The following is a 15,629-nucleotide window of genomic DNA, read 5'->3' on the forward strand; positions in this document are numbered from 1 at the left end:
TGGCGCCGTAGGGGAGCGATTCCGGATGTTTGTAGTGGCCCCACCGGCCGGGTGAGGCCACTACATCGCGGGAACAGCGCCTACCTCAGCACGCTCGTCGCGCCCGCACCGGTCAGGACTTGACCATGTTGTCCAGGAGCAGGGCGCAACGGATCAGGCCGAGGTGGCTGTAGGCCTGCGGGTGGTTGCCGAGGCCGCGCTCGGAGATCGGGTCGTACTGCTCCGGAAGCAGGCCGGTCGGGCCGGCCGTGTCCACCATCTGGGTGAACAGCTCCTCGGCGTCGGACCGCCGGCCGGTACGCAGGTACGCCTCGATCAGCCAGGCCGTGCAGATGTGGAAGCCGCCCTCCCGGCCCGGCAGCCCGTCGTCCCAGCGGTAGCGGTAGACCACCGGACCGCTGCGCAGGTCGGCCTCGACCTTGAGCACGGTGGCCAGGAACCGGGGGTCGTCGTCGGGCAGCAGCCCCGACAGGCCGATCCAGAGCGAGGAGGCGTCCATCTCCTCGTCCCCGTACGCCACCGTGTAGGCGCCGGCCCCGGTGTGCCAGCCGAACTCCAGCACGTTGTGCCCGATCCGGTCGCGCAGCTCGACCCACTCCGGCCGGTCGCCGTCGCCGTGCCGGCGGACCACGTGCAGCGCCCGGTCCACGGTCATCCAGCACATCACCTTGGAGTAGACGTGGTGCCGGGGTGGCAGCCGGGCCTCCCAGAGGCCGTGGTCGGGCTCGTGCCAGCGCCGGGCGACCGCCTCGACCATGTTCTCCAGCACCCGCCACTCGGTGTCGCGTACCTCGCCGCGCAGGTCGGCGACGGCCGCCAGCAGGTCGGCGATCGGCCCGAAGACGTCGAGCTGGAGTTGGTGGTTGGCGAGGTTGCCGACCCGGACCGGCCGGGAGCCGGCGTACCCGGGCAGGGTGTCGATGACCGCCTCGGCCCCGAGTTCGTAGCCGTCGACGGTGTAGAGCGGGTGCAGCCGTTCCGGGTGCCCGCCGGTGCGCTCGACACAGCCGTCGACCCAGCGCAGGAAGCCCTCGGCTTCGGTCAGCGAGCCGAGGTCGACCAGCGCCCGGGCGGTCATGGCGGCGTCCCGGAGCCAGCAGTACCGGTAGTCCCAGTTGCGTACCCCGCCCAGCTCCTCCGGCAGCGAGGTGGTGGCGGCGGCCAGGATCGAGCCGCTGGCCTCGTGCACCAGCCCGCGCAGGGTCAGCGCGCTCCGTCCGACCAGGTCCCGGGCCGAGGTGGGCAGCCGCAGCCCGGCGACCCAGTCCCGCCACGGCTGCTCGGCCATCGCCTGCCGCTCGTGCACCGGTACCCGGTGGTGGTCCAGGCTGTGCGAGCCGAACCGCAGCTCGCAGGTGACCTGGCCACCGGCGGCGGCCAGGTCGACCACCGCCCGGGCGGTCTCGTAGCCGCCGTCGTTGACGATCTGCCACTCGACGCCGGGCGAGTAGAGCGCGATCGGCTCGTTGGAGCCGAGCACCAGCAGCCCGTCGCCGAGCGGCTGGAGCTGCACGGCGACCTGGCCGAACTCGGGCCGGGGCGCGAAGTCCAGCCGGACCCGGCCGGCGCCGCTGAGCACCCGGACCAGGGTCGAGTCACCGCTGATCACCGCTTGGCCGCTCGGCACGCTGTCACTGGACGGCCGGTCCAGCCAGTCGGTGACGGTCAGCCCGGACCAGCGGGTCTCCACGGTCATCGTGCCGGGCCGGTAGCGCTGGCCGAGCGGCAGGCCGCCGCGTTCCGGGGCGATGCTGAAGTAGCCGGCCGGGTTGCCGCCGACCAGGTCGGCGAAGATCGCCGGCGAGTCGGGCTTGGGGTGGCAGAGCCAGCTCAGGCTCGCCTCCGGGGTGACGAGTGCGACGGTACGCCCGTTGGCCAGCATCGAGTGCCGCTCGATCGGTACCGCCCGCTCGCCGAAGAGCCAGTTCCGGCGTACCTCCAGCAGCAGTCCGAGCACCCGGGCGGCGTCGACCGGCTCGTCGATCCGGAACGCGGCCCGGGTCTCGCCCGGACCGATCTTGATGCCGACGTCCGGCCCGTGCAGCTTGGCGAAGGCGTTCTCGTCGGTGACGTCGTCGCCGAGGAAGAGCGCCGCGCTCGCCGAGAGCTGGGTACGGAGCTGTTCGAGCGCGGTGCCCTTGTTGGTCGGGATCACCGACAGCTCGATCACCTCCTTGCCCCGGGTCACGGTGACGTCCGGCCAGACGGCGGGGCCGGCGTCCACCGCCGCGATCACCTCGGCGGCCACCTCGGGGTCGGCGCCCCGGGTGTGCACGGCGATGCTGGCCGGTTTGGTCTCCAGGCGTACCCGGCCCCGACCGGCGATGATCTGGCGGAGCTCGTTGCGGAGCCGGGTGCGTACCTCGATCAGCTCGGGCGAGAGCCGCTCCACGAAACCGATATCGAACTCGGAGCCGTGGCTGCCCACCAGGTGCACCTCGCTGGGCAGCCGGGAGAGGGTGGCCAGGTCGCGCAGGGCCCGTCCGGAGACCACGGCGACGGTGGTCTGCGGCAGGGCGGCCAGCGCGCGTACCGCGGCGACCGACTCGGGCAGCGGCACCGCCCTGGTCGGGTCCTCGACGATCGGCGCGAGCGTGCCGTCGTAGTCGCAGGCGACCAGGAGCTGTGGTACCCGGGCGATCCGACCGATCGCGGCCCGCAGTTCGGGGTCGATCGAGTCGAGGGTGCGGGGACCCCCGTCGAGCAGGGAGCCGGACTTCACTCGTCCTCCGTCTCGGGTACACCCAGCTCGTTGAGGAAGGACCGGGCCCAGTGTCCGACATCGTGGGTACGCAGGTGGCGCTGCATGATGCGCATGCGGCGCCGGGCCTCGACCTTGTCGACGTGGACCGCGCGCAGCAGCGCGTCCTTGACTCCGTCCGGGTCGTGCGGGTTACAGAGGAATGCCTGGCGCAGCTCGGTGGCGGCGCCGGCAAACTCACTGAGCACGAGGGCGCCGCCCGAGTCGGCGCGCGTTGCTACGTACTCCTTGGCCACCAGATTCATTCCGTCTCGCAGCGGGGTCACCATCATCACGTCGGCCGCACAGTAGAGCGCGGCCAGTTCACTGCGACTGTACGACTGATGGAGGTAATGGACGGCCGGTACACCGACCCGGCCGAATTCGCCATTAATTCGACCAACTTCGCGTTCTACCTTCACCCGGAGTGCCTGGTAGTGCTCCACCCGTTCCCGACTTGGCGTAGCAACCTGCACCATAACTGCATCGGGAACTGTCAACTTTCCGTCAGACAGCAACTCGCGGAACGCCTTGAGTCGAAGCTCGATCCCCTTGGTGTAGTCGAGCCGGTCCACCCCGAGGATCACCGTCTTCGGGTCGCCCAGCTCGGTGCGGATCTGCTTGGCCCGGGCCTGCACCGCCGGGTCGACGGCCATCCGCTCCATCTCGGCCACGTCGATCGAGATGGGGAACGCACCCGCCTTGACCTGCCGGCCGTCCACCTGGATCATCTGACCCTCGTAACGGAGGCCGAGCAGGTGCCGAGCCAGCCGGACGAAGTTCTGCGCCGCCAGCCGCTGCTGGAAGCCGACCAGGTCGGCGCCGAGCAGCCCGCGCAGTACCTCGGCGCGCAGCGGCATCTGCATGAAGAGTTCGATCGGCGGAAACGGGATGTGCAGGAAGAAGCCGATCCGCAGGTCGGGCCGGAGTTCGCGGAGCATCGCCGGCACCAACTGGAGCTGGTAGTCCTGCACCCAGACCGTCGCACCGTCGGCGGCCACCTCGGCCGCGGCCTCGGCGAACCGGGCGTTCACCAGCCGGTACGCCTCCCGCCAGCGGCGCTTGTAGGCCGGGGTCTCCACCGCGTCGTGGTAGAGCGGCCAGATCGTGGCGTTGGACTGGCCCTCGTAGTAGCGTTCGAGTTCCTCGGCGCTCAGTGGCACCGGGTGCAGCCGGATCCCCTCCAGGTCGAACGGCTCCGGCGCGGCGCCGACCCCGCCGGCCCAGCCGACCCAGGTGCCCTGGTGTTGGGCGAGCACCGGATGCAGGGCGGTGACCAGTCCCCCGGGGCTACGCCGCCACTGGCGTCCCTCGGGGGTGGTCACCTCGTCGACCGGCAGGCGATTCGCAACGACCACGAACGAGCTACGTACGGTCACAATCAGTGCACCTCCGGTGATGACGGGTGGTCCACCGCTGAGCGTACTGAGCGTAGCTGCGGTGCCTAACCCCCAGTGCCACAAGTACTGCCCTGCGGGATGCGACGGAAACCCAAAGGTGATCATGACCACCCGAGCGGCCCGGCAGAAGCTCCGGGCGGAGGGTGATGTGGGCGGGCCGGGCCGGACCTGTCAGGATTGACGATGGCGTTTTCCGCCGCACCGCGTGGCCGGCGTGACACCGACAGGGCGTGACACCGACAGCGCGGTCCAGAGCAAGCCCGACGTCGTGGTCGATCGTAAACACGGCATCCGGGGACATCACATCCGTGGGAGGTAGGCCGCACCGTGGCCCAGTACATCTACGTCCTGGAGAAGGCGCGCAAGGCGCACGGCGACAAGGTCGTGCTGGACAACGTGACGCTGAGCTTCCTGCCGGGCGCCAAGATCGGTGTGGTCGGTCCGAACGGCGCCGGCAAGTCCAGCCTGCTCAAGATCATGGCGGGCCTGGACCGGCCGAGCAACGGCGAGGCCCGGCTGATGCCCGGCTACACCGTGGGGCTGCTCGCCCAGGAGCCGCCGCTGAACGACGCCAAGACCGTGCTCGGCAACATCGAGGAGGCGGTGGCGGAGACCAAGGCCAAGCTGGAGCGGTTCAACAAGATCGCCGAGCAGATGGCCACCGACTACTCCGACGAGCTGATGACCGAGATGGGTCAGCTCCAGGAGGAGCTGGACCACGAGGACGCCTGGGACGTCGACTCCAAGCTCGAACTGGCGATGGACGCGCTGCGCTGCCCGCCGCCGGACGCCGACGTCACCCAGCTCTCCGGCGGCGAGCGGCGCCGGGTCGCGCTCTGCAAGCTGCTGCTGGAGGCGCCCGACCTGCTGCTGCTGGACGAGCCGACCAACCACCTGGACGCGGAGAGCGTGCAGTGGCTGGAGCAGCACCTCGCCAAGTACGCCGGCACCGTCATGGCGATCACCCACGACCGGTACTTCCTCGACAACGTGGCCGGCTGGATCCTCGAACTCGACCGCGGCCGGGCCGTCGGCTACGAGGGCAACTACTCCACCTACCTGGAGAAGAAGGCCGCCCGGCTGGCCGTCGAGGGCCGCCGCGACGCCAAGATGAAGAAGCGGCTCAGCGAGGAACTGGAGTGGGTCCGGTCCAACGCCAAGGCCCGGCAGACCAAGTCCAAGGCCCGGCTGGACCGCTACGAGGAGATGGCCACCGAGGCCGAGAAGACCCGGAAGCTGGACTTCGAGGAGATCCAGATCCCGCCGGGCCCCCGGCTGGGCAGCACCGTGATCGAGGCGCACGGGCTGCGCAAGGCGTTCGGCGAGCGGGTGCTGATCGACGACCTGGGCTTCTCGCTGCCCCGCAACGGCATCGTCGGCATCATCGGCCCGAACGGCGTCGGCAAGACCACGCTGTTCAAGACGATCGTCGGGCTGGAGCAGCCGACCGCCGGCTCGGTCAAGGTCGGTGAGACGGTCAAGCTGTCGTACGTCGACCAGAACCGGGAGGGGCTGGCCGGCGACAAGACCGTTTGGGAGGTCGTCTCGGACGGGCTGGACCACCTGATGGTGGGCAAGGTCGAGATGCCGTCCCGGGCGTACGTGGCGGCCTTCGGGTTCAAGGGCCCCGACCAGCAGAAGCCGACCAAGGTGCTCTCCGGCGGCGAGCGCAACCGGCTCAACCTGGCGCTGACCCTCAAGATCGGCGGCAACGTCATCCTGCTCGACGAGCCCACCAACGACCTGGACGTGGAGACCCTCTCCTCGCTGGAGAACGCGCTGCTGGAGTTCCCCGGCTGCGCCGTGGTCATCTCGCACGACCGGATGTTCCTGGACCGGGTGGCGACGCACATCCTGGCCTGGGAGGGCGACGACGAGGACCCGTCGAAGTGGTTCTGGTTCGAGGGCAACTTCGAGGCGTACGAGAAGAACAAGATCGACCGGCTCGGCGCCGAGGCGGCCCGGCCGCACCGGGTCACCTACCGCAAGCTCACCCGTGACTAGTCCGGTGCAGGCCGGGCCGGCGCAGGCGGAGCAGCTCGACAGCCGGCGGTTCGGCTACGACTGCACGCTGCGCTGGTCTGACCTGGACGCGTACGGGCACGTCAACAACGCCCGCTTCCTCACCCTCTACGAGGAGGCCCGGGTGGCGCTGATGTTCGCCGGCGGTCGGGCCTGGGGAGTCGGCTCGTTCGCCGACGGCGTGGTGATCTACCGGCACGAGATCGACTACCTGCGCCCGGTCGAGTACACGCTCGATCCGGCCACCGCCGAGAGCGCTCCGATGGTGCACATCGAGATGTGGGTCGAGGATCTGCGGCAGTCCCGGTTCACCATCGGCTACGAGCTGTTCGACCGTACGGTGCTGGCCAGCCGGGCCCGGTCGGTGCTGGTGCCGTTCGACCTGGAGCAGCAGCGGCCCCGCCGGCTGACCGACGAGGAGCAGGAGTTCCTCCGGCGCTATCTGGTCGAGCCGGCGGCCCGGGACAAGCCGGCGTAGGGAGCGATTCAGGTGCCCGCTGCGGAGGAGGTTACGGGTGGTGCCGGAGTGGCGACCGGGAACGGGCACGGGCTCTCCGGCCTGCCGGACGCCGGTGCCTTCCTCGCCCGGCTGACCCGGCTCGACCCGGGCGCGGTGGTCCGGCTCCGCTCCGGGGCCCCCGGCGCGGCGGCCGGCGCCCCGGACCGGACGGTGCTCTGGGCGCGGCTGCCCTGGGACGTGCTGGTGGGCCGGGTGGTCGCCGGGGCCGGCCCCGGCGACGCCACGGTCTCCGCCGCCGAGCTGCTGGCCGAACTCGGCCGAGGTGGTGCGGCGCTCCCGCGGCGCCGGGACGCCGACTGGCGGTGGCCGGTGCCGGGCGGGCCCGGCACGGTGGTGGAGACGATCGCCGGTGCCGAGCTGCGCCGGATCGCGGCGGCGGCGGCGGACACCCTGCGGGGCGCGGCCACCGAGGGCGTCGCCGGCCGGGCGGTGGGCCAGCGCGCGGTCCGGGACGCCCTGCTCGACCACGTCGCGGTGGTGGTGACCGGACCCCCGTCGAGCACCGATCCGGTACCCGACCCCGGCGCCGCCGGCACCGATCCGGGACGTACCGGCGGCCGGATCGAGGTCTCTCAACGACTGGTCCAGGCCATCGTCCGGATGGGCTTTCTCGGCTCCTCCGGCCCGTCCGGGCAGGACGCCGTACAGGTGCGGATCATGGGTCGTTGGGTCGGATTGGCCGCACCATTCGGAGTGGCGTGGTCACAGAAAGTCAGCCAGCTTGCGATAAAACCGGCGCGTGATCACCCGAACGGTTGATGAGGCATGGTCCATCCGTCTTGGGGCTGCAGTTGGGGGGGTGCTTCGAGCCGGCTGTACGGGTACCGTCGGGCCTCGGATCCAACGCAACGTAGGCATGTGGATCCGCTGGGGAGTGAGGTGCTCAAGCGATGCCGTGGTGGTCATGGCGCCCCGGCCACGCCGGTGGCGGCGAGCCGGAAACTCGAAGCAGGATCCCGTCGGACGGTGCCGTCCGGGTCGGGCCGCCGGCGCCCCGGGAGCCGGAACACGACTCCCGACCGGAACCCGATGCCAGGGCCGGCGACCGGGACTCCCGGCCCGGAGACCGGGCTTCGATCAGGGAGATCCCCCCGGTGATCGCGCCGGTGACGCTACGCCGGGTCGGCGACGCGCTGGACCTGCTCGACGTGCGTTATCTCGCCGACGGCGACGGCAGCCTGCTGGCCATGTGGGAGCGGCACGCCGTCCTGTTCGCCCTGGAGGGGCCGGACGACGAGATCCTCGTCATGCGGGCGCGTCCACACTCCACGGTCCCACCGGACTGGGCCGACCGGGCCTACCGGGTGGTCAACGAGTGGAACCACACCCGCCGGTTCTGCAAGGCGTACGTCGGTGACCCGACCGAGCGCGGCCAACTGCCCATCTACGCCGAGTTGCAGGTGCCGTTGAGCGCCGGTGCGCACGACGCCCTGCTCGTCGAGATGCTGGACTGTGGAGCCGCGGTGGCGACCACCTTCGTCGACTGGCTGCACGACGAGGGCGCTCTGCTCTAGGTAGCGTCCCCGCCAGGGCCACCGCTCAGTGCGCCGGCCCGGGTGTCTCGTCCATGGTGTTGACCATGAAGTACGCGGCCCGTTCGAGGTACTGCCACAGGGTCTCGTCCTGCTCCGGCGCCAGCTCCAGCCGGTCCACGGCCCGCCGCATGTGCCGCAGCCAGGCGTCCCGCTCGACCGGCCCGACCCGGAACGGCGCGTGCCGCATCCGGAGCCGGGGATGCCCGCGCTGCGCCGAGTAGGTGTTCGGGCCGCCCCAGTACTGGATCAGGAAGAGCGTGAGCCGTTCCGCCGCCGGGCCGAGGTCCGCCTCCGGGTACATCGGCCGGAGCACCGGATCGGTGGCGACGCCCGCGTAGAACTCGTCGACCAGCCTCCGGAAGGTCGGTTCGCCGCCGATCTCGGAGTAGAAGGTCGGCGACGGGCGGGTCTGCTCTCGCTCACCTGCGGGATTCACCGCTCCATCCTGCCATCCGGCGCGGCGATCGACCGCAGCCGGAGCCGTGGCCGTGGTGCGGGCTGGCTCACACTGCCAGACGGCGCGGCGGCTCAGACAGCGCCGATGCCGGCCTCGGAGGAGGGCGGCCGGGGGTTGGGCGGGGAGGTACGCGCCGGCGGCTGCCCCGGCCCGGTCGGCCCGACCGCCGCCTCCCGGTCGGCGGAGCGGCGCCGGGCCTCCGCGATCGCCGCGTCGAACCGCTCGGCCTGCGGCCACCGCAGGGCCAGCAGCAGCATCAGCAGCACTCCGGCGGCGCTCCACAGCCCCACCACCCGGGGGATGGTGAACCGCTCGGCCAGCAGGCCGGTGGCGAGTACTGCCACGCCCTGCATCACCTGTACGCCGGTGTTCATCACGCCGTTCGCCCGGGCCCGGTAGCCATGCGGCAGGGCGAGCACGAACAGTCCGTTCGTCACCGGCATCAGCCCGGCGACCGCGAAGCCGGCGACCGCCGCCAGCAGTGCGACCACCCCCGGCGGCGGGTCGAACAGGGCGGGCACCAGGGCCAGCGGGGCGAGTACCGCGAACGGCCGCACCAGGGACCGGCGGAGGTCCGGCCGGAGGCCCCGGCCGACCAGCAGGCCACCGAGGATGAAACCGGCCGGTGCGGCGACCATGATCAGCGCCTGGGTGGCGCTCCGGTCGGCGCCCGCACCCGCGAACTTGGTGGCCCAGGCCGCCGCCAGGCCCTCGGGCACGATCGCGAACAGCATCGCGCAGAACACCATGATCGCGATGGCCCGCAGGACCGGGGTGCCGAAGACCAGGGCGAAGCCGGCGCCGGTCTCCCGGAGCAGGTGCCGCCGGCCCTGCTCGGGCGGCGCGGCGGGCCGGTGCCGGACGCCGAACCAGATGATCGACGCGGAGAGGCCGAAGGCGGCGGCGTTGAGCAGCAGGGCCAGGGCCGGGCTGTAGAGCGCGATCCCGGCACCGACCGCGTAGCCGAAGACCTGTGCCGCCTGTGCCGTGCTGCCGTGCAGGGAGAGCGCGACGACCAGCCGGTCTCCGCTGAGCAGCACGGGAAGCATCGCGGACCGGGCCGCCTGGCTGGGCGGATTCGCCAGGGTCGCCGCGAAGAGCAGCGCCAGGATGACCGGCGTGTCCAGCCCGTCGATCGCGATGGCCGCGTACAGCGGCAGCCGGACGAGGTCGCAGATCACCATGACCGTCCGGTACGGGTACCGGTCGGCGAGGGTGGTGAGCAGCGGACCGCCGATCAGCCACGGCAGGTAGCTGGTGGCGAAGGCGGCCGCCGAGAGGGCGACGGACTCGCTCTGCTGGTAGACCAGCAGCGTGACGGCGGCCTTGGCGAGATAGTCGCCGGTCCAGGTCAGTACGGTGGCCGCGAAGACCGCCCGGTATTCACGCTGGGCGAACACTTCCCGAAAGGTTGCCGGCCGCTCGGGAGTGCGTGTCTCTTCGGACACCGGTGGGCCTCCATCGTTCTCGACCGCTGACCAAATGTGATGGGGCTGCCGGGAACGTCAGACGTTCGGATCAGCAAGGTCTTCGTCACGCTCCGGGAGGGAGCTAGTTCTGGATTCTGCCCGATCGTATGACGACTGGCTAGGGCGAACGGATAGATCGTCGCATCTCCGACTGGTCGAACGGACGATACCCGACCGCCCGCTCGGTACGCGACCCCTGACAGCCGGCCCTCCACCAGGGCCGTCCGGTACGTCCACGGCACCGTCCGGGGTACCCGGCGCTGACCCGTACCGGCGGTGGCTCCACCACTCGGCGGGACGCCGGGCGCGCTACGCCGGCGGGCCGATCACGGTGAGTGGCGCGACGTCGGGCGGCTCAGGTCGCTCCACCCTGGCCGGTCTCCCCGTCGGCCGGCGGGGTCGAGGGCCGGGGGAACATCCTGGTGGCCGCGATGCCGGCGGTGATGCCGGAGTTGTCCAGCGCCTCGGCCAGCCGGCGGCGCAGCTCGCGGGCGACCGCGAACTGCCCCTCCGCGGTGGTCTTGGCGATCGTCCGGATCACCGACCCGTCCACGGTGATCTGCTCGACCCCGACCACCTCGGGCGGCTCCACCAGCTCCGGCGCCAGCTCCGGGTCGACCGCGACCGAGGCGGCGGCGGTCCGCAGCACCGCGGTGGCCTCCTCGGTACGGGCGAAGCCGATCGGCATGTCCACCACCACCATCGCCCAGCCCTGGCTCTTGTTGCCGACCCGGATGATCTCGCCGTTGCGGATGTACCAGACGACTCCCCGGGCGTCCCGGACCGTGGTGATCCGCAGGCCGACCGCCTCGACCACCCCGGTCGCCTCGCCGAGGTCCACCATGTCACCGACCCCGTACTGGTCCTCCAGCAGCATGAAGAGCCCGGCGAGCAGGTCCTTGACCAGCGTCTGGGCGCCGAACCCGAGGGCCAGGCCGGCGATGCCGGCACTGGCCAGCAGCGGGGCCAGGTCGAAGCTGAGTTCGCTGAGGATCTGTAGGGCGGCGATCGCGAAGACCACCGCCGTGGTCATGCTGCGCAGCACCGAGCCGATCGCCTCGGCCCGCTGCCGGCGCCGTTCCGGTACGACCGCCTGCGGGTCGGGTGCGGCGCTGGGGATCCGCTCGCGCAGCGGCCGGAGCACCGCGGGGATGCGGCTCTCCGAGGTGCTCCGCACCAGCCGGTTGATCGTCCGGTGCAGCAGGAAACGGAGCAGGACCGCCACCAGCAGGATCAGCACGATCGTGGCCGGCTTGATCAGGAAGAGGTTGCTCCCCTCGGCGAACCACGCCGACCTGGTCACCCGCCAGACCTGGTCGCAGACGGGGTTGTCCAGGCAGCTCGGCTTGGGGTCCGGCGTCTCCGGCTGCGGCATTCCGAGCACGGCGGCAGTGATCAGCGTCGCGGGGTTCACGAATGCCTTCGTACCGTACCGGTGTCCGGCGGTCTCGGCCGACCCGCCGGCACGTGGCGGACACCCCCTTCCGCGGCCGGCGTCCCCGCCGCCGTGGTACGGGGTGACAGGACGGAACCGGTCATCTTGCCACGGGACGTGAAAGCTTTCTGCGGGACCCCGGATTAGTACGTGCAATCGCGGCAGCTATCGGGGACTATTGGCGCACGGACGCCGGTGATCTGCCGGCGTCGGCCGTGGTCTTGGCGGCCGGTCGGTGCCTGCTGCCGACCGGCGCCGGGGCGGGGCCGGCACCAGGCGGGCGAGGGAGCGGACGAGAACAACCGAGAGGGTGAGCGCGATGCCTGACATACGACCCACGGTGGGCTCCGGAGCGTTGGTGCTCAATGCCACCTATGAGCCGCTGTGTGTCGTTTCAGTGCGTCGAGCCGCCATCCTGGTTCTCTCCGCCAAGGCCGTCTGCGTGGCCGACGGGGAGGGGATCCTGCACAGCGCCCGCAACTCCCTGCCGGTGCCGTCGGTGGTCCGGCTGACCCGGTTCGTCCGGGTGCCGTACCGGACACACGTCGGGCTCTCCCGCCGGGCCATCTTCGCCCGGGACAACTGGCGCTGCGTCTACTGCCGAGGCCCGGCCGAGACCATCGACCACGTCTTCCCGCGCAGTCGGGGTGGCCGGCACGCCTGGGAGAACGTGGTCGCGGCCTGCGCCAGGTGCAACCACACCAAGGGCGACAAGACCCCGGCGGAGCTGGGCTGGCGGCTGCACTCGCTGCCGGCCGCGCCGAAGGGCATCGCGTGGCGGGTGCTCGGCCACCGGGCGCCGGACCCGCGCTGGGCGGACTGGCTGGACCTGCGCGAGGCCGAGGCGGCCTGAGCCGGCGAACGTCGCGGACGGCCGCCGCGACGACGCTGGCCGACCGCCCGGCAGGGCTGGTCGACGGTGCGGCCGGTGCCCGGCGCGGGCTCAGGTGTGCCGGGCCGAGACCAGGGACGCGAAGACGATGACGTTGTCGGCGTACCCGGTGGATCCGCCGACCCAGCGGCCGCCGCAGGTGATCAGCCGGAGCGACGGCCGGCTGAAATCGCCGTAGACCCGGTCGACCGGCAGTTCCGACTTGTTGAACCGCTTGACGGAGTTGACCTCGAAGACCGCCACCGACTCATCCTCCCGGTCGACCTCGATCTTGGCGCCGGGGCGCAGCCCGGCCAGGTCGTGGAAGACGGCCGGCCCGGTCCGGGTGTCGACGTGACCGACGATCACCGACGGCCCGTACTGTCCCGGAGTCGGGCTCTGGCTGTACCAGCCCGCCTCGTCGCGGCGGTCCGACGCCGGCACCTCGATGGTGCCGTCCCGGGCGACGCCGACCGGATGCACGGGTGCGGTCAGGTCGAGCGACCGGATGCCGATCTCGACCGGCGGGCTCGACGCCAGCACCGGGAACCTCCGGGGCGGCGCCGGAGCGCCGAACGGCATTCCGCTGGGCAGCAGGGTGATCCCGGTGACGCTCTGCACCCCGAACAGGGTGACGAGCAGGCCCAGCAGCAGGGTGATCACGGGTACCGGTCCGGGGCGGCGGGCCCATCGGCGCCGGCTCGCCCGCCGGTTCGGCCGGTACGGTGCGGCGTCCAGGGTGCCGGGCGGGGTGCCGTCGGCCGGATCCGGGCTGGTGATGCTCGCTGCGGTGGCCTGCCGGGCGAGCCGGGCCGTGCGGCGCCGCCACCGGCCGGTACGCGCCCACCACCGGCCGGTCCGACCCCGCCACGTGCCATCGCCCGTGGGGAAGCGGAACATGCCGGGTCCGCGGGTCAGCTACTCGGTTCGGTACGCCGCCGCCGGCCGGCCACCCCGAACCCGATGGCGAGCACGACGATGCCGAGACCACCGGCGATCATCAGGGTCCCGCCCGGGCCGCCGGCCGTACCGCCGCCACCCGCGGCCGGCCCCTGGCTGCCCTGACTCATGTTCACCACGGTCAGCGTGGTGGTGGCGTTGTTGCCGTTCTGCTGGCAGCTCAGGTTGACCGCGTACGCCCCCGGCGCCTTGCTGCCCGGAATCGTCACCGACGCGGTGAGGAAGCCGTTGTCGGGGCGCACGATCACCCGGCCGAACGCGTCCGAGTGCACCGTGGCCTGCTGGTTGTTCGCGCCGTCGCAGCTCGCCCGGATGTTGACCCGGCTACCCGCCGGGGCCGTGTTCGGGGTGACCTCCACGAAGGTGTTCGGTCCGGCCTGTACCGCGCTCACGTTCCCGAACAGCGGCCCGGGGACCAGGGCGGCGACGGTGACGCCGGCGGCGATCGTACGGCCGACGACCTTGGCAGTGAGCATGACTTCCCTCCCCGGCGGTGCATCCCTCGGCCGGGCACCCCTCGCGTCCGCCGCGGGGTCGGGTGCGCGACCCGTCTCGTCGGGGAACGTGTTCCCACCGACCCGCCGCGCACACGCACCCGGCTGGGCCGACAGTCGGACGAACGCCCTGGTCAGCTACTTGACGCGGGTGGAATCGGGAGTACCGGGTGCCAGTCCAGCGGACTGGAGAGCACCATCGTGCTAGACGGCTGCCCGTACGGGGCGAGACGGTCGATGACCTGCTCGAACGCCTCGATCGACTCGGCCGCGACCTTGAGCATGCTGCAGGCGTCCCCGGTGATCCGGTGTATCTCCAGGATCTCCGGCCAGTCCGGCACCTCCGGGTCCCGGAGGATGCACCGCGCCCCGTAACAGGACATCCGGATCATCGCGACCACGTTCCGGCCGGCCCGGGCCAGGTCGACGTGCGCGTGGTACCCGGTCACCACGCCGGATTCCTCCAGCCGGCGGACCCGTTCGGCGACGGCCGGCGGGGAGAGGTGGACCCGGCGGGAAAGTTCGCTGAACGAGAGCCGGGCGTCGGCCTGGAGCTCCCGCAGCAGTGCCCAGTCCATCTCGTCCATAACCGCTCACTCCCGGTGACATGATCGCGAATCCCGGATCGACCTTTCAAACGTTAAGCCACTCCGGCGCCGAACCACACAACCACCGGATCTGGCCTCGTACCGCCGTTGGTCCGGCATTCCGTTCGGCGGTGAGGCGGAGAGATCATGACGGTAGCGCGTAACGGAGCGGAGGCGACGGTGGAGAGGACTCAGCGGCAGCGGCGACCCGGCCGACCCCGGGTACGCCCGGCGAACGCCGCGCAGCGGGCCGCCCGGGCGGCGGCCAACGGTGGCGAGCCGACCCTGGAACCGGCCGAGCGGACGCCGTACGACGCGTACGTGCACGCGAGTACGCTGCACCGCCTCCAGCAGCCGCTGAGCCGGGATCCCGGTGAGATGTCGTTCCTGATGGTCAGCCAGATCATGGAGCTGTACTTCGGGCTGACCTGCTTCGAGCTGCGCGAGGCGCGGCAGCGGCTGCGCGCCGACGACCTCTGGGCCGCGCTCGCCCCGCTGCACCGGGCCGCCCTGCACCTGGAGGGGCTGAACGCGGCCTGGCGGGGGCTGCGCTGGATGACCCCGGCGGACTTCAACCGGTTCCGCAACCTGCTCGGTGAGGGCTCCGGGTTCCAGTCCGCGATGTACCGGCAGTTGGAGTTCCTGCTCGGGCTGAAGTCCGCCACCCTGGTCCGGCCGTTCCACCGGCAGCCGAGGGTCTACGCCGAACTGGTCGAGACGCTCCGGGCGCCGAGCCTCTGGGACGAGGTGACCGCCCTGCTGGCCCGCCGGGGCTTCGCGCTGCCGCAGGCGCTGCTGCACCGGGACTTCTCCGCCGACGCCGAGTCGAGCGCCGAGCTGACCGCCGCCTGGGTGGAGATCTACGCCGACACCGGGCCGGACAACCACCTGCGACAACTGGGTGAGACGCTGGTGGAGATCGCCGAGCAGTTCGACGACTGGCGCCACCAGCACCTCAAGGCGGTACGCCGGACCATGGGCGCGAAGGTCGGCACCGGGGGGTCGGCCGGCGCGGCCTGGCTGCGCCGGAGCATGGCCCGGGAGGTCTTCCCCGAGCTGTGGGCCGCCCGGACGGACATGTAGTGCGGGCCGTTACCGCCCCGGAGTGCGCGGGGGCCGGCGACAGAGGAGTACCGCCC

14 protein-coding genes are annotated in these 15,629 nt (G+C 71.7%); 6 read left to right on the forward strand and 8 right to left on the reverse strand.

Annotated elements, in window-relative coordinates:
* Positions 1–112: 112 nt before the first annotated feature.
* Both otsB and R6Y94_RS07130 read right to left on the reverse strand, forming a co-directional pair.
* Positions 113–2,707: a trehalose-phosphatase gene (gene otsB / locus R6Y94_RS07125; protein ID WP_318395074.1), complete on the reverse strand. Its 2,595-nt coding sequence runs from the start codon at positions 2,705–2,707 to the stop codon at positions 113–115.
* Positions 2,708–2,718: 11 nt separating this feature from the next.
* Positions 2,719–4,119: a trehalose-6-phosphate synthase gene (locus R6Y94_RS07130; RefSeq protein ID WP_318394965.1), complete on the reverse strand. Its 1,401-nt coding sequence runs from the start codon at positions 4,117–4,119 to the stop codon at positions 2,719–2,721.
* A 348-nt stretch (positions 4,120–4,467) separates the two neighbouring features.
* On the opposite strand from R6Y94_RS07130, the gene ettA reads away from it, so the two are divergent.
* The 4 genes from ettA (at position 4,468) to R6Y94_RS07150 (ending at position 8,196) form a co-directional block, all read left to right on the forward strand.
* Positions 4,468–6,144, forward strand: coding sequence for an energy-dependent translational throttle protein EttA (ettA, locus tag R6Y94_RS07135; RefSeq protein WP_318394966.1), 1,677 nt, complete (start codon positions 4,468–4,470; stop codon positions 6,142–6,144).
* Positions 6,137–6,640 (forward strand): thioesterase family protein, encoded by a 504-nt coding sequence (locus R6Y94_RS07140; protein ID WP_318394967.1) that lies wholly within the window; start codon positions 6,137–6,139, stop codon positions 6,638–6,640. Before ettA ends, R6Y94_RS07140 begins: the two co-directional genes overlap by 8 nt.
* Positions 6,641–6,652: 12 nt before the next feature.
* Positions 6,653–7,441: a hypothetical protein gene (locus R6Y94_RS07145; protein WP_318394968.1), complete on the forward strand. Its 789-nt coding sequence runs from the start codon at positions 6,653–6,655 to the stop codon at positions 7,439–7,441.
* A gap of 131 nt (positions 7,442–7,572) precedes the next feature.
* A complete protein-coding gene (locus R6Y94_RS07150) occupies positions 7,573–8,196 on the forward strand; it encodes a YbjN domain-containing protein (RefSeq protein WP_318394969.1) in 624 nt (207 codons plus the stop codon).
* A 25-nt stretch (positions 8,197–8,221) separates the two neighbouring features.
* Here R6Y94_RS07150 and R6Y94_RS07155 read toward each other — a convergent pair whose 3' ends face one another.
* The 3 genes from R6Y94_RS07155 to R6Y94_RS07165 all read right to left on the reverse strand — a co-directional run bounded on the left by R6Y94_RS07155 (position 8,222) and on the right by R6Y94_RS07165 (position 11,518).
* On the reverse strand, positions 8,222–8,653 hold the full coding sequence (locus tag R6Y94_RS07155) for a globin (RefSeq protein WP_318394970.1): 432 nt from the start codon (positions 8,651–8,653) through the stop codon (positions 8,222–8,224).
* A 92-nt stretch (positions 8,654–8,745) separates the two neighbouring features.
* Positions 8,746–10,122 carry an MFS transporter gene (locus R6Y94_RS07160; protein WP_318394971.1) on the reverse strand — a complete coding sequence of 459 codons (1,377 nt, stop codon included), beginning with the start codon at positions 10,120–10,122 and terminating at the stop codon, positions 8,746–8,748.
* Positions 10,123–10,498: 376 nt separating this feature from the next.
* Positions 10,499–11,518 (reverse strand): mechanosensitive ion channel family protein, encoded by a 1,020-nt coding sequence (locus R6Y94_RS07165; RefSeq protein WP_318395075.1) that lies wholly within the window; start codon positions 11,516–11,518, stop codon positions 10,499–10,501.
* Between the two features lie 379 nt (positions 11,519–11,897).
* Between R6Y94_RS07165 and R6Y94_RS07170 the strand changes: the two genes are divergently transcribed.
* Positions 11,898–12,431 carry an HNH endonuclease gene (locus R6Y94_RS07170; protein ID WP_318394972.1) on the forward strand — a complete coding sequence of 178 codons (534 nt, stop codon included), beginning with the start codon at positions 11,898–11,900 and terminating at the stop codon, positions 12,429–12,431.
* 90 nt (positions 12,432–12,521) lie between these two features.
* Here R6Y94_RS07170 and R6Y94_RS07175 read toward each other — a convergent pair whose 3' ends face one another.
* The 3 genes from R6Y94_RS07175 to R6Y94_RS07185 all read right to left on the reverse strand — a co-directional run bounded on the left by R6Y94_RS07175 (position 12,522) and on the right by R6Y94_RS07185 (position 14,490).
* Complete coding sequence (locus R6Y94_RS07175; RefSeq protein WP_318394973.1) at positions 12,522–13,349, reverse strand: class F sortase; 828 nt, start codon at positions 13,347–13,349, stop codon at positions 12,522–12,524.
* Positions 13,350–13,363: 14 nt separating this feature from the next.
* Positions 13,364–13,885, reverse strand: a complete 522-nt coding sequence (locus R6Y94_RS07180; RefSeq protein WP_318394974.1) for a hypothetical protein — start codon at positions 13,883–13,885, stop codon at positions 13,364–13,366.
* A gap of 152 nt (positions 13,886–14,037) precedes the next feature.
* Positions 14,038–14,490: an Lrp/AsnC family transcriptional regulator gene (locus R6Y94_RS07185; protein ID WP_318394975.1), complete on the reverse strand. Its 453-nt coding sequence runs from the start codon at positions 14,488–14,490 to the stop codon at positions 14,038–14,040.
* Between the two features lie 180 nt (positions 14,491–14,670).
* Between R6Y94_RS07185 and R6Y94_RS07190 the strand changes: the two genes are divergently transcribed.
* The gene (locus R6Y94_RS07190) at positions 14,671–15,573 is read left to right on the forward strand and encodes a tryptophan 2,3-dioxygenase (RefSeq protein ID WP_318395076.1); all 903 of its coding nucleotides are present in this window, start codon (positions 14,671–14,673) and stop codon (positions 15,571–15,573) included.
* The last annotated feature ends 56 nt before the right edge of the window (positions 15,574–15,629 follow it).

It is taken from the genome of Plantactinospora sp. KLBMP9567 (assembly GCF_033446045.1).
Taxonomy (GTDB): Bacteria; Actinomycetota; Actinomycetes; order Mycobacteriales; family Micromonosporaceae; genus Plantactinospora.

What these genes read in the sequence shown, in the direction of transcription:
- R6Y94_RS07150 (WP_318394969.1), top strand. Translation starts at nt 7,573, where the DNA reads ATGCCGTGGTGGTCATGGCGCCCCGGCCACGCCGGTGGCGGCGAGCCG.
- R6Y94_RS07165 (WP_318395075.1), bottom strand. Translation starts at nt 11,518, where the DNA reads ATGCCGCAGCCGGAGACGCCGGACCCCAAGCCGAGCTGCCTGGACAAC.
- R6Y94_RS07170 (WP_318394972.1), top strand. Translation starts at nt 11,898, where the DNA reads ATGCCTGACATACGACCCACGGTGGGCTCCGGAGCGTTGGTGCTCAAT.
- R6Y94_RS07175 (WP_318394973.1), bottom strand. Translation starts at nt 13,349, where the DNA reads ATGTTCCGCTTCCCCACGGGCGATGGCACGTGGCGGGGTCGGACCGGC.
- R6Y94_RS07180 (WP_318394974.1), bottom strand. Translation starts at nt 13,885, where the DNA reads ATGCTCACTGCCAAGGTCGTCGGCCGTACGATCGCCGCCGGCGTCACC.
- R6Y94_RS07185 (WP_318394975.1), bottom strand. Translation starts at nt 14,490, where the DNA reads ATGGACGAGATGGACTGGGCACTGCTGCGGGAGCTCCAGGCCGACGCC.